Source organism: Streptococcus mitis (genome assembly GCF_005144795.1).
GTDB lineage: Bacteria > Bacillota > Bacilli > Lactobacillales > Streptococcaceae > Streptococcus > Streptococcus mitis_BB.
Genome location: NZ_SWFJ01000002.1, coordinates 80,891 through 94,188, shown reverse-complemented (window position 1 = coordinate 94,188; position 13,298 = coordinate 80,891). Strand labels below are relative to the sequence as shown.

At 38.2% G+C, this 13,298-nt stretch carries 13 protein-coding genes and 1 pseudogene; all 14 read left to right on the top strand.

Annotated features, from left to right (window positions below; genetic code table 11):
• The first annotated feature begins 325 nt into the window (after positions 1-325).
• The 14 genes and pseudogenes from efeO (at position 326) to FBF73_RS01865 (ending at position 13,028) form a co-directional block, all read left to right on the top strand.
• Positions 326-1,198: pseudogene (gene efeO, locus FBF73_RS01930) on the top strand (iron uptake system protein EfeO).
• Positions 1,199-1,203: 5 nt separating this feature from the next.
• Entirely contained in the window at positions 1,204-2,418 is a 1,215-nt protein-coding gene (gene efeB / locus FBF73_RS01925) for an iron uptake transporter deferrochelatase/peroxidase subunit (protein WP_136936818.1), read from the top strand.
• Positions 2,393-4,081 (top strand): FTR1 family protein, encoded by a 1,689-nt coding sequence (locus tag FBF73_RS01920; RefSeq protein WP_136936817.1) that lies wholly within the window; start codon positions 2,393-2,395, stop codon positions 4,079-4,081. Before efeB ends, FBF73_RS01920 begins: the two co-directional genes overlap by 26 nt.
• The gene (tatC, locus tag FBF73_RS01915) at positions 4,082-4,813 is read left to right on the top strand and encodes a twin-arginine translocase subunit TatC (protein WP_136936816.1); all 732 of its coding nucleotides are present in this window, start codon (positions 4,082-4,084) and stop codon (positions 4,811-4,813) included.
• Positions 4,797-4,967 carry a twin-arginine translocase TatA/TatE family subunit gene (gene tatA / locus FBF73_RS01910; protein ID WP_000512113.1) on the top strand — a complete coding sequence of 57 codons (171 nt, stop codon included), beginning with the start codon at positions 4,797-4,799 and terminating at the stop codon, positions 4,965-4,967. Before tatC ends, tatA begins: the two co-directional genes overlap by 17 nt.
• 333 nt (positions 4,968-5,300) lie before the next feature.
• Positions 5,301-6,008, top strand: coding sequence for a 2-C-methyl-D-erythritol 4-phosphate cytidylyltransferase (locus FBF73_RS01905; protein WP_000638495.1), 708 nt, complete (start codon positions 5,301-5,303; stop codon positions 6,006-6,008).
• A gap of 4 nt (positions 6,009-6,012) precedes the next feature.
• Positions 6,013-7,035: a ribitol-5-phosphate dehydrogenase gene (locus FBF73_RS01900; RefSeq protein ID WP_136936815.1), complete on the top strand. Its 1,023-nt coding sequence runs from the start codon at positions 6,013-6,015 to the stop codon at positions 7,033-7,035.
• 16 nt (positions 7,036-7,051) lie between these two features.
• Positions 7,052-7,921, top strand: a complete 870-nt coding sequence (locus FBF73_RS01895; protein WP_136936814.1) for a phosphotransferase family protein — start codon at positions 7,052-7,054, stop codon at positions 7,919-7,921.
• Positions 7,911-8,789, top strand: a complete 879-nt coding sequence (locus tag FBF73_RS01890; RefSeq protein ID WP_136936813.1) for a DMT family transporter — start codon at positions 7,911-7,913, stop codon at positions 8,787-8,789. The genes FBF73_RS01895 and FBF73_RS01890 overlap by 11 nt, the downstream gene beginning before the upstream one ends.
• A gap of 11 nt (positions 8,790-8,800) precedes the next feature.
• Positions 8,801-9,490 carry a sugar phosphate nucleotidyltransferase gene (locus tag FBF73_RS01885; protein ID WP_000643974.1) on the top strand — a complete coding sequence of 230 codons (690 nt, stop codon included), beginning with the start codon at positions 8,801-8,803 and terminating at the stop codon, positions 9,488-9,490.
• A 197-nt stretch (positions 9,491-9,687) separates the two neighbouring features.
• Positions 9,688-10,164, top strand: a complete 477-nt coding sequence (locus tag FBF73_RS01880) for a PTS sugar transporter subunit IIA (RefSeq protein WP_169435153.1) — start codon at positions 9,688-9,690, stop codon at positions 10,162-10,164.
• Positions 10,165-10,202: 38 nt separating this feature from the next.
• Positions 10,203-10,508 carry a PTS sugar transporter subunit IIB gene (locus tag FBF73_RS01875; RefSeq protein WP_124787400.1) on the top strand — a complete coding sequence of 102 codons (306 nt, stop codon included), beginning with the start codon at positions 10,203-10,205 and terminating at the stop codon, positions 10,506-10,508.
• A 48-nt stretch (positions 10,509-10,556) separates the two neighbouring features.
• Positions 10,557-12,032: a PTS galactitol transporter subunit IIC gene (locus tag FBF73_RS01870; RefSeq protein WP_136936812.1), complete on the top strand. Its 1,476-nt coding sequence runs from the start codon at positions 10,557-10,559 to the stop codon at positions 12,030-12,032.
• 99 nt (positions 12,033-12,131) lie between these two features.
• Positions 12,132-13,028, top strand: a complete 897-nt coding sequence (locus FBF73_RS01865; protein WP_136936811.1) for an aldose 1-epimerase family protein — start codon at positions 12,132-12,134, stop codon at positions 13,026-13,028.
• The last annotated feature ends 270 nt before the right edge of the window (positions 13,029-13,298 follow it).

Here is a 13,298-nt window from a genome sequence, read left to right as displayed (position 1 = left end):
GACACAACATATAAATGTGAATAAAAGTTGTAGGAGAGCTCCTTCCTTTTGTAAGAATTATCAAGAAAAACTCTCTTAGTAGAGAGTTTTTTCGTGTTTCAACAACAGATAGTATAGAGCTTAAGTTAGATAGCTGATCGGTTTTTTGTTACTTCCTGATAGTGTTGCGAATATTTATTGGTCTATTGGGTTAAATTAAAAACATTATTTTCTATTTCGAATTTTAAACATTAAATTTTCTGACAATTCATTAAAAAATGAGAGAAGACATGATATAATGAAACGTAAAATAAATTCAGGTCTTCTGAACCAATAGGAGTATACAATGAAAAAACTAGGTTTTATCCTTTTATCTTCAGCCTTGCTATTGACAGCTTGTGCCAATAATCAATCTAAGCCAAGTAACACAAGTGATTCCTCTAAGGTAACAGCCTTGTCTGAAGACAAGCAAAAAATGCTTGATAAGGCTACTGCTGACTATAAGACTTTTGTACAAGAGCAAATTGATAAACTTTTGACAGATACGGAAGGCTTTGTCAAACTGTTGAAAGAAGGCAATTTAGAAGAGGCTAAGAAGGTTTATCCACTGATTCGTATGTCTTATGAGCGTTCAGAACCGATTGCCGAAAGTTTTGGTGAGTCAGATGTCAAGATTGACTTCCGTTTAGCAGACTATGTTGATGAAAACAAGACTGAGGAAGGTTGGTCAGGTTTCCACCGTATCGAGCGTATCCTTTGGGAAGAAAATACAACTAAAGGAACTGAAAGTTATGGCGATCAACTAGTCAATGATATCAAATAATTGAAGGCTAAGATTGCAACTGTGGATGTGGACTACAAGGTTATGTTGACTGGAGCAGTTGACTTGCTTAATGAAGTAGCGACAAGCAAGATTACAGGTGAAGAAGAAATTTATTCTCACACAGACTTGTATGACTTCCGTGCCAATATTGAAGGTGCTGAGAAGATTTTCCAACTTTTTAAACCTTTACTTGAAAAATCAGACGCTAACCTAGTTAAAGAATTGGAAACAGACTTCCAGTCTGTCAATAGTTTGTTGGACAAACACATGACAGACAAAGAACACTACAAGCTTTATACAGATTTGACAAAAGAAGATACTAAGGAATTGTCAGAAGCTGTGACAAAACTTGGTGAGCCTCTATCACAAATGGGTAAATTTCTTAGTGGAGAATAAGAGTCATGACTGAAAAAGACGAAAAGTTTTTCGAGAAGAAAATGGACCGTCGAGAATTTCTAAAAAAAGCAGGGATTGGAGGGGCTGGCTTAGCGCTAGGACTCTCTGGTGCTTCTGCTTTTTTCGCACCTAAGCTAGGAAATCAGGAAAAAATCTCGTACGGAAATGAAAAAATTGCTTTTTATGGTAAGCATCAAGCAGGGATTAGTACGCCCATGCAGAAGAATATCTATTTTGTTGTTTTGGACTTGCACACGACGGATAAGGATAAGATTATCCAGTTGTTCAAGGATTGGACGGATTATAGTGCCAAGTTGGTCGAGGGGGAATTGGTCAAAAAAGATGGACAGAATGCTCTCTTACCTCCTAGCGATACTGGTGAAACAGTCGGGCTCAATCCTCATCGTTTGACGCTGACTTTTGGTGTGTCTGCAAGTTTCTTGAAAAAGATGAACTTGGAAAACAAGCGTCCTCAAGTTTTTAGGGATTTACCGCCGTTTCCTAAAGAGCAATTACGTGAAAAATATACTGGTGGAGATATTGTGATTCAGGCTTGTGCAGATGATGAGCAAGTTGCCTTTCATGCTATTCGCAACCTCATCCGTAAGGGGAGAAATGCAGTGACCCTTCGTTGGAGTCAGTCTGGATTTGCAGCTATCGGAGATCGAATGGAGACTCCGCGTAACCTCTTTGGTTTTAAAGATGGAACGGCAAATCCAACCAAGGAGAAAGACTTTGATCGTGTTATCTGGGCTGATAGTAAGGACTGGATGGAAAATGGTTCTTATATGGCAGTTCGTCGGATTCAGATGTTTTTAGAGACCTGGGATCGTACTAGTCTTGAAGAACAAGAAAATACCTTCGGCCGTTACAAGGAAAGTGGTGCCCCCTTTGGCAAGAAGAACGAGTTTGATGAAGTGGATTTGAGTCTTTTGCCTGATGATTCGCATGTCCGTTTGGCCAAGGAAGTGGAGAAACCACTTTTGCGTCGTTCTTACTCTTACTCAGATGGGATTGATGAAAAAACTGGCCAGTTTGATACGGGCTTGCTCTTCATTTCTTTCCAGAAGGATCCTGATAACTTTGTCAAGGTTCAAACCAATCTAGGTGCTACTGATAAGATGAATGAATACATCACTCATATCGGTAGTGGACTCTTTGCTTGCTTTGGTGGTGTGGAGAAAGGAGGCTACATTGGACAAAAATTACTGGAAGGCTAGAAGCTGGTTACTGGTTTTAGCTTTGTCATTTTTTATTCTTTCCCCAGTAGGTGCCCAAGAAAGCTTGAGTTCTTACTTTGTGAAAATCACAGATGCGTCCAAAGCAGTCAAAAATGGCAATCAGTCTGAAGCCCAGAAACTTGTTACAGAGATGGCAACAGACTTTGAAAGAGTAGAAAATAAGGATTCTGAGGCTGGTAAAGTCGTTAAGGAAAAGTTAGCTCAATCAGGAGATATTACTGAAGACAGACTCACCGCAATTTCCTCAGCCCTATTAGCCTTTGAAAAAGAACAAAATCCTGTTGACTTAGATGCGGAAAAAGAAAAATTGATCAACCGTCTAAGTCCTCGTTTTGAAGCGCTAGAACAAGCCATTGCTTCCAAAGATTTGGAAAAGGTTCGAGAGGCATTTAAGAAAATGAATTCCACTTGGACTATCAATGAAAGTGTGGTTCGTGATAATAGTACAGCCCATTATGGACGTGTTGAAACAGCTATTTCCTTCCTGCGTAGTAGCATGGAAACTGATTCTACTGATTTTAATTCTATCCAGACTTCCTTTGAAGACTTAAAAAAGGCTATTGATGATTTTGTAACTGGAAAAGAAGTAGCAGAAGCATCTTCTGATCTGAGTCTTAAAGACGGCATTGCCCTTTTAAAGAAGGCTTTGGAACAATTTCAAACTGGTGACCAAGTATCAGGAGCAGCTAGTATGAAGGAATTTATTACTATCTGGCCAACGATTGAGGGTTCTGTTAGCACGACCAATCCATCCCTCTATACTAGAGTGGAAAGCGAAAGTCCTGTGATTATGGTCAAGGGAAGTGAGAAGGATTACCAAGAAAAATTAGAAAAACTGATTGCAGATTTATCACAAATTGATACCAGCGCACGATACAATGCCTTTGATGCCATGCTGATTCTTCTAAGAGAAGGTGTAGAGGCACTCTTAATCGTTATGGCCTTGGTAACGACCTTGAAAGCAGCTAAGATGCGTAAAGGGCTCAAGTGGGTTTATGGTGGGGCTACCACTGGAATCATGGCCAGTCTCTTTATTGCCTTTATCCTGCAAATTGCCTTTCCAGCAGTAACATCAGGCTCCAACCGTGAAATCATCGAAGGAGCAGTGGGGATTTTTGCGGTAGCTATGATGATTTTGATTGGAATCTGGCTCCACAGCAAATCCTCAGTCAAAAAATGGAATGCCTTTATGGAATCACAAATGGAAACAGTGACCAAGACAGGTTCCTTTATTTCCATGTTTGCCCTCAGTTTTCTAGCGGTTTTCCGTGAGGGAGCAGAAACCATTCTCTTTTATGTTGGGATTTTACCAAGAATTTCTAGCTTTGAATTTGTCTTGGGAATTTCACTTGCCTTGCTTATTCTGGTAGCTATTGCCCTTGTGATGAACAAGGCCAGTCAATTCTTCCTGCCACATAAGGTCTTTTTTATCCTGACTTGGATGATTTATGCCCTAGCCTTTAAGATGCTGGGAGTTAGTGTCCATGCTCTTCAGTTGACCAATATGGCTCCTAACCACTTGCTGACAGGATTTCCAACTATCGACTTACTTGGAATTTATCCAAGTTGGGAAGGTTTGGTTAGCCAGATAGTCTTTGTTGTTATCGTTTTGATTGTCACTTTCAGACAGGGTGAAAAATAAATGGATAGAAAAGAATTGACAATCGTTGAACATCTGGTAGAATTTAGAAAGAGATTATTGGCAGTAGTCATTTGCTTCTTTTTGGTATTCTGTGTTTCTCTGCTTTTTGCAGACCAGATTTACCAGTATGTGACCCAATCTTTTCAGCAAAAGTTGATTGTTTTAGGCCCTAATGATATTTTATGGATATACATACGCTTGGCTAGTCTGATGGCCTTTACTATCACCTTGCCTTATACGGTGTATCATATTTGGTCTTTCATCAAACCAGGTTTAAAGAAGGAAGAAGCTAGAGCAATTTTTGCCTATATTCCAGCTAGTTTTCTTTGTTTTCTAGTTGGACTGGCTTTTGGTTTTTACTTTGTAACGCCAGCCATACTTCAGGTTTTATTAGGGCTAGGAGAGGGATTATTTGAAACGCAGTTAACCGCCCAAAATTATCTGTCCTTTGTTTTTCAAACTACCTTGCCCTTGGCTTTGATTTTTGAATTGCCAGTTATCATTGCCTTTTTGACGTCTATTGGACTCATTGGCCCAGAATTATTGATTACTTATCGCCGATATGCTTATTTTATCTTATTGGTACTTGCAGTCATCTTAACACCAGCTGACTTTGTCAGCGATTTGGCAATGACTGCCCCCTTGATTTTACTCTATGAATTGAGTATTGCTATCAGCAAACACATTATGAAACGCAAGCAGAAAGGAGAGAGAAATGGGAATCTTACGTGATATCGGAGCACCAGGATTGATTATCATCGTTTTAGGAGCTCTATTGATTTTTGGACCAAAACGATTGCCTGAACTAGGCGAGTCAATCGGTAAAATGCTGTCTGAATTTAAAAAAGCAGTTAAAGGAACTGAAAATCAAGATAAGGAAGAGTAAGACTGGTGAGTTTTACTAAAAAATAAGAAGTTAGGAAGTGTGTCTCTGTCAGACAATTTACCATTTCCTAGCTTTTTCTTGTATTAAGAAAATCTAAATTTAAGCTTTCTTTAAGAAAATTATATTATTCTGAAGAACTCTAAAATTTCACAGCTATTTATTAGTAATGACTATAGAATTCCTAGTCACTACTGGAAATGGTCTAGTTTTTAATAACAGTATTACTGAACCTTTCTGTTCTGGAACGGGAGGTCTGGTATTTCTTTCAAGATAGGACTAGATTGTGGTATAATAGGGAGAATAAGTTTTTTAGTAAGACAAAGGAGAAAAAAGATGATTTATGCAGGAATTCTTGCCGGTGGAACTGGTACTCGCATGGGAATTAGTAATTTACCAAAACAATTTTTAGAACTAGGTGATCGACCTATTTTGATTCATACAATTGAAAAATTTGTATTGGAACCAAGTATTGAAAAAATTGTAGTTGGTGTTCATGGAGACTGGGTTTCCCACGCAGAGGATCTTGTAGATAAATATCTGCCCCTTCATAAGGAACGTATCATCATTACAAAAGGTGGTGCTGACCGTAATACGAGTATTGAGAAAATCATTGAAGCCATCGATGCTTATCGTCCGCTTACTCCAGAGGACATCGTTGTTACCCACGACTCTGTTCGTCCGTTCATTACGCTTCGCATGATTCAGGACAATATCCAACTTGCTCAAAATCATGACGCAGTGGACACAGTGGTAGAAGCGGTTGATACTATCGTTGAAAGTACTAATGGTCAATTTATTACAGATATTCCAAATCGTGCTCACCTCTATCAAGGACAAACACCTCAAACATTCCGTTGCAAGGACTTCATGGACCTTTACGGTTCTCTCTCTGCTGAAGAGAAGGAAATCTTGACAGATGCATGTAAAATCTTTGTCATCAAAGGAAAAGATGTGGCCTTGGCCAAGGGTGAATATTCAAATCTTAAAATCACAACAGTGACAGATTTGAAGATTGCAAAAAGTATGATTGAGAAAGACTAGTGATATGATTAATCAAATTTATCAACTGACTAAGCCAAAGTTTATCAATGTCAAATACCAGGAAGAGGATATTGACCAAGAGAATCATATCCTCATCCGCCCTAATTATATGGCGGTCTGTCATGCGGATCAGCGTTACTATCAAGGAAAACGGGATCCAAAGATTTTGAATAAAAAACTTCCAATGGCAATGATTCACGAGTCATGTGGAACCGTTATTTCTGATCCAACAGGAACCTACGAGGTTGGTCAAAAAGTTGTCATGATTCCCAATCAGCCTCCTATGCAGAGTGATGAAGAATTCTATGAGAATTACATGACAGGGACACATTTCTTGTCTAGTGGATTTGATGGCTTTATGAGAGAGTTTGTTTCTCTTCCTAAAGACCGTGTGGTGGCTTATGACGCTATCGAGGATACGGTTGCAGCAATTACAGAGTTTGTCAGTGTTGGTATGCACGCTATGAATCGCCTATTGACCCTTGCTCATAGTAAGCGGGACCGAATCGCCGTTATCGGAGATGGAAGTTTAGCTTTTGTGGTTGCCAATATTATCAACTATACTTTGCCAGAAGCAGAGATTGTGGTTATTGGTCGTCATTGGGAAAAGTTGGAACTCTTTTCATTTGCCAAAGAATGCTATATTACTGATAATATTCCTGAAGATTTGACCTTTGATCATGCTTTTGAGTGTTGTGGTGGTGATGGTACTGGACCAGCTATAAATGACTTGATTCGCTACATTCGTCCTCAGGGAACGATTCTCATGATGGGTGTTAGCGAGTATAAAGTCAATCTCAATACACGCGATGCCTTAGAAAAGGGCTTGCTCTTGGTAGGCTCCTCTCGTTCTGGTCGCATCGATTTTGAAAATGCAATCCAAATGATGGAAGTCAAGAAATTTGCAAATCGTCTTAAAAATATCCTTTATCTAGAAGAACCTGTAAGAGAAATTAAAGATATTCACCGTGTCTTTGCGACCGATTTAAACACAGCCTTTAAAACAGTGTTTAAGTGGGAAGTATAAGTGCTGGAGGTTAATTGTGGAGAAAATCATTAAAGAAAAAATTTCTTCCTTACTTAGTGAAGAAGAGGAAGTCCTCAGTGTTGAACAACTGGGGGGAATGACCAATCAAAACTATTTGGTCAAAACAACAAATAAGCAATACATTGTTAAGTTCTTTGGTAAAGGGACTGAAAAACTGATCAATCGTCAAGATGAAAAGTACAATCTTGAACTACTTAAAGATTTAGACCTAGATGTCAAAAATTATCTTTTTGATATTGAAGCTGGGATCAAAGTAAATGAGTATATCGAATCTGCGATTACGCTTGATTCAACGTCAATCAAGACCAAGTTTGATAAAATTGCTCCAATTTTACAAACCATTCATGCTTCTGGCAAGGAATTAAGAGGAGAATTTGCTCCTTTTGAAGAAATCAAAAAATACGAATCCTTGATTGAAGAAAAAATCCCTTATGCTAACTATGAAGCAGTTAGAGAAGAAGTCTTCTCCTTAGAGAAAAGACTGGCTGACTTAGGTGTTGACAGAAAATCTTGTCATATCGATTTGGTGCCTGAAAACTTTATCGAATCACCTCAAGGACGACTTTATCTGATTGACTGGGAATATTCATCAATGAACGATCCAATGTGGGATTTGGCAGCCCTCTTTTTAGAGTCTGAATTCACTCACCAAGAGGAAGAAGCCTTCTTGTCTCGCTATGAGAGTGAGCAAACACCTGTCTCTCGTGAAAAGATTGCAATCTATAAAATTTTACAAGATGCTATTTGGAGTTTATGGACAGTCTACAAAGAAGAGCAAGGTGCAGATTTTGGTGACTATGGTGTGAATCGTTACCAAAGAGCTGTTAAAGGTTTGTCATATTATGGAGGTTCAGATGAAAAATAAAAATGGAGTTTCCTTCGGTCTACTCTCAGGTGTTTTCTGGGGCTTAGGTCTAACGATCAGTGCTTATATCTTTTCGATTTTTACAGATTTGTCACCCTTTGTGGTGGCTGCTGCTCACGATTTCTTGAGTATCTTTATCCTACTAGCTTTTCTTTTAGTAAAAGAAGGAAAAGTTCGTCTCTCAATTTTCTTAAATATTCGCAATGTTAGTGTGATCATTGGGGCCTTGCTAGCTGGTCCTATCGGAATGCAGGCCAATCTTTATGCAGTTAAGTATATTGGAAGTTCCTTAGCTTCATCTGTATCGGCTATCTACCCTGCAGTTTCAGTTTTATTGGCTTTCTTCTTTTTGAAGCACAAGATTTCAAAAAATACTGTATTTGGGATTGTCTTGATTATTGCAGGGATTATTGCTCAGACCTATAAGGTTGAACAGGTCAATTCCTTCTACATTGGTATTCTCTGTGCTTTGGTTTGTGCTATTGCATGGGGAAGTGAGAGTGTTCTCAGCTCTTTTGCTATGGAAAGTGAATTAAGTGAAATCGAAGCCCTCTTAATCCGTCAAGTGACTTCATTCTTGTCTTATCTTGTGATTGTACTCTTCTCTCATCAGTCATTTGCAGAAGTAACCAATGGACAATTACTAGGTCTTATGATTGTCTTTGCAGCCTTTGATATGATTTCTTACTTGGCTTATTATATCGCTATCAATCGCTTGCAACCAGCCAAGGCTACAGGTTTGAACGTGAGCTATGTAGTTTGGACAGTCTTGTTTGCAGTTGTTTTCTTGGGTGCACCGCTAGATATGCTGACAATTATTACGTCACTTGTAGTCATTGCTGGAGTTTATATTATTATTAAAGAATAAAGGAGATTCGTGTGAAAGCCATCATCTTAGCAGCGGGATTGGGAACTCGCTTGCGTCCTATGACTGAAAATACCCCTAAAGCCTTGGTTCAGGTTAATCAAAAACCCTTGATTGAATACCAAATTGAGTTTTTAAAAGAAAAAGGAATCAATGACATCATCATCATTGTTGGTTACCTTAAAGAACAATTCGATTACTTGAAAGAAAAATATGGGGTTCGCCTCGTTTTCAATGATAAATACGCTGACTACAATAACTTTTACTCTCTCTATCTTGTAAAAGAGGAATTAGCTAACAGCTATGTTATTGATGCCGATAATTATCTCTTTAAAAATATGTTCCGCAATGATTTGACTCGTTCGACTTATTTTAGTGTCTATCGCGAAGATTGTACCAATGAATGGTTCTTGGTCTATGGAGATGACTATAAGGTTCAAGACATTACTGTTGATAGTAAGGCAGGTCGCATCCTTAGTGGTGTATCCTTCTGGGACGCTCCAACTGCAGAAAAAATTGTCAGCTTTATCGATAAGGCTTATGCAAGTGGTGAATTTGTTGATCTCTATTGGGACAATATGGTTAAGGATAATATCAAAGAACTGGATGTCTATGTTGAAGAATTAGAAGGCAATAGCATCTATGAAATCGATAGTGTCCAAGACTACCATAAATTAGAAGAAATTCTTAAAAACGAAAATTAAAGATTCCAACATCTGACTGAAATAGTCGGATGTTTTTTACTTCACTTTAGTTTGATATTTTTAATAATTGTTTGAAATATGGTTGTTAAATATAAAAAAAACAAAAAATGAACAAAAAACAACAGAAAAATATTGACAACGATTTCATATAGTGTTATACTTATAGCATAAAGTTAATGGAAAGAAGGGAAAACCTTATGGGATTAGATCATTTCTTTGACAAAAACCTTGTGTTTTGCTTAGAAGCGGATAATCAAGAACAACTCTTTGATCAGGTTGCAACTTTATTGGAAGAACGGGAAATCGTAACTCCAACTTATCGTGAAGCCTTGATCACGCGTGAAAAGTCATTTCCAACTGGCTTGGATATGGAATTTTTGGGTAAGGATTTGCCGAATGTGGCTATTCCTCATACAGATACAATTCATAATCTTGCCGAAAAAGTTGTGGTCGTTCGATTAGAAAAACCAGTGACTTTCCACAATATGATTGCGCCAGATAAGGAAGTAGAAGTATCCTTGCTCTTCTTTATCATTAATAACTCAAGTTCAAGTCAAACGAACATTCTTGCTCAGTTGATGGACTTCTTTACAGGAAATGGTCATTTGGAAGATTTGGCTAAAATTTCTGAACCAGAAGCTATCTACGCTTATATAGCTGAAGCAACTGCATAATCTTGTCTATTAAAAATATTAAATCGGAGGAAATCCATATGATTAAAATTCTTGCTGCCTGCGGTGCAGGTGTTAACTCAAGCCACCAAATTAAAAGTGCTCTTGAAGAAGAACTTTCAAACCGTGGTTTTGATGTTCACTGTGATGCAGTTATGGTAAAAGATGTTAACGAAGACCTTATGAAAGGTTATGACATTTTTACACCAATTGCTGCAACAGATCTTGGTTTTGACCCAGGTATTCCAGTTATCGAAGCTGGACCAATCTTATTCCGTATCCCAGCTATGAGTGCTCCAGTATTTGATAATATTGAAGCAGCTATCAAAGAAAACGGATTAAGCTAATTTTAATTTGTCAACATTCATATAACACAAAAAACGGGAGGAACTATTATGGATGTCATTATCGAACTAGCCAATAAGCTGTTCAAACCTATCTTGGAAATGGGTGGACCGATCATCATGCTGATCATTTTGACAGTATTGGCTTTGCTTTTTGGAGTGAAATTCTCCAAAGCGCTTGAAGGTGGTATCAAACTTGCCATCGCTCTTACTGGTATCGGTGCTATCATCGGTATGTTAAATGGTGCTTTCTCAGCATCACTTGCAAAATTCGTTGAAAATACTGGTATTCAATTGAACATCACTGACGTTGGTTGGGCACCACTTGCTACAATCACTTGGGGATCTGCTTGGACACTTTACTTCTTGCTCATCATGTTGATTGTCAATGTAGTGATGCTTGCTATGAAGAAAACTGATACACTCGACGTCGATATCTTCGATATCTGGCACTTGTCTATCACAGGTCTTTTGATTAAATGGTATGCTGATAACAATGGAGTTAGCCAAGGGGTTTCTCTCTTCATCGCAACTGCAGCAGTTGTCCTTGTAGGTGTTCTTAAAATCATCAACTCTGATTTGATGAAACCTACATTTGATGACCTTCTTAACGCACCAAGTTCATCACCAATGACTTCAACTCACATGAACTACATGATGAACCCAGTTATCATGGTTTTGGATAAGATTTTTGAAAAATTCTTCCCAGGTCTAGATAAATATGACTTTGATGCTGCTAAATTGAACAAGAAAATCGGTTTCTGGGGATCTAAATTCTTCATCGGTTTCATCCTTGGTATCGTTATCGGTTTGATGGGTACTCCACATCCAGTTGCTGGAGTAGAAGAAGCATCAAACTGGCAATTAGTTATTAAAGGTTGGTTGTCTCTTGGTTTGACAGCTGGTGTATCTTTGGAACTCTTCTCACTTATCGGTTCATGGTTCATCGCTGCCGTAGAGCCACTTTCACAAGGTATTACAAACGTTGCTACTAAACGTCTTCAAGGACGTAAATTTAACATCGGTCTTGACTGGCCTTTCATCGCTGGTCGTGCTGAAATCTGGGCTTGTGCTAACGTACTTGCACCAATCATGTTGATTGAAGCGGTGCTTCTTTCAAAAGTCGGAAATGGTATCTTGCCACTTGCAGGTATCATCGCAATGGGTGTTACTCCAGCTCTCTTGGTTGTAACACGTGGTAAATTGCTCCGTATGATTATCTTCGGAACACTCTTGTTGCCACTCTTCCTTCTTTCAGGTACACTTATTGCACCATTTGCAACAGAACTTGCTAAAGGTGTAGGTGCCTTCCCAGCAGGTGTGAGCCAAACTCAATTGATTACTCACTCAACTCTTGAAGGACCAATCGAAAAACTTCTTGGTTGGACAATTGGTAACACTACAACTGGTGATATCAAAGCAATCCTTGGTGCTGTAGTCTTCCTTGTATTCTATATCGGTATCTTTGCTTGGTACAGAAAACAAATGATCAAACGTAACGAAGAGTACGCAGCAAAAGCAAAATAATGCGCTCCTATAAAATGTAAATTGTTGAAACTAGGTTGTCATACCTTTTAGGAGTGACAGCCTAGTTTTTTATAAACTATCAAGAAATCGGAGAAAATAATGGTAATTGAATTAAAATCAGAACAATTAAGTGTTCAATTTAACAGTTTTGGTGGGGCTCTTTCTTCTATAAAAGATGCTGAGGGACTGGAGTATTTGTGGCAAGGGGATGCCACTTATTGGAGTGGACAAGCTCCTGTTCTCTTCCCCATTTGTGGTTCTTTGAGAGAGGATACAGCCCTCTATATAGATGAGAAGGGACAAGAAAGAAAAGGAAACATTCCTCGTCATGGTTTGGTTCGTAAGAAAGAATTTGAATTAGTTGAACAGACAGACAAGAGTGTAACTTTTGCAATTGAAGATGATGAGAATAGCTATCAAAACTATCCTTATCATTTCCGCCTAGAAATCACTTATATCCTTACTGGCAAGACAGTACGAACTCAATACAAAATATTTAATAAAGAAACTAGCAAGGTCCTGCCGTACTTTATTGGTGGACATCCAGGATTTAATTGTCCTCTACTGGATGATGAAGTCTATGAAGATTACTATTTAGAGTTTGAGAAAGAAGAGACTTGCTCTGTTCCACATCCTTTCCCAGAAACGGGTATGCTGGATTTTCAAGATAGAAGTCCATGGCTAGAAGGTCGAAAAGAATTAGATCTCAGCTATGATCTTTTCAGCACAGATGCAGTCACCTTAGATGAATTGCAATCTAGAACAATTGCTCTTCGTTCTCGTAAACATGACAAGGGATTGAAAGTGCACTTCGCAGAGTTTCCAAATCTCATTATCTGGTCAACTTTGAATAAAGGTCCTTTCATTGCTTTTGAACCATGGTCTGGCTTGTCAACATCCCTTGAAGAAGGAGATCATCTAGAAGATAAGAAGAATGTTCGTCTCCTAGAACCTGGTCAAGTGGATCAAATTGGTTTTGACATCGAAATTTTTTAGATTAAAAAATAAAACACAAAACAAACATTAACTGTTGACTTTTTCAGGAAATAGGAGTATATTATGTTTGTAAGCAACAAATGATGTTTGTAACAAACAAATAATCGATTGTTATATTCTCTTGCGTGGAGAAAGATTATTTCTAGGGAACTGGTTTCCTAAACTTGAATAAGATGTCATTCATCTCATTCAATCCAATTTGTCAATAAACTGCTAGAAAGCTTTTGTAGGTAAACTGCTAACTATAAAAGGTTTTACTAGCCTAGAAAA

Bases quoted from the DNA above. Each gene is read 5' to 3' on its own strand.
- FBF73_RS01875 (WP_124787400.1), top strand. From the start codon at position 10,203: ATGATTAAAATTCTTGCTGCCTGCGGTGCAGGTGTTAACTCAAGCCAC.
- FBF73_RS01870 (WP_136936812.1), top strand. From the start codon at position 10,557: ATGGATGTCATTATCGAACTAGCCAATAAGCTGTTCAAACCTATCTTG.
- FBF73_RS01900 (WP_136936815.1), top strand. From the start codon at position 6,013: ATGATTAATCAAATTTATCAACTGACTAAGCCAAAGTTTATCAATGTC.
- tatA (WP_000512113.1), top strand. From the start codon at position 4,797: ATGGGAATCTTACGTGATATCGGAGCACCAGGATTGATTATCATCGTT.
- tatC (WP_136936816.1), top strand. From the start codon at position 4,082: ATGGATAGAAAAGAATTGACAATCGTTGAACATCTGGTAGAATTTAGA.
- efeB (WP_136936818.1), top strand. From the start codon at position 1,204: ATGACTGAAAAAGACGAAAAGTTTTTCGAGAAGAAAATGGACCGTCGA.
- FBF73_RS01905 (WP_000638495.1), top strand. From the start codon at position 5,301: ATGATTTATGCAGGAATTCTTGCCGGTGGAACTGGTACTCGCATGGGA.
- FBF73_RS01865 (WP_136936811.1), top strand. From the start codon at position 12,132: ATGGTAATTGAATTAAAATCAGAACAATTAAGTGTTCAATTTAACAGT.
- FBF73_RS01880 (WP_169435153.1), top strand. From the start codon at position 9,688: ATGGGATTAGATCATTTCTTTGACAAAAACCTTGTGTTTTGCTTAGAA.
- FBF73_RS01890 (WP_136936813.1), top strand. From the start codon at position 7,911: ATGAAAAATAAAAATGGAGTTTCCTTCGGTCTACTCTCAGGTGTTTTC.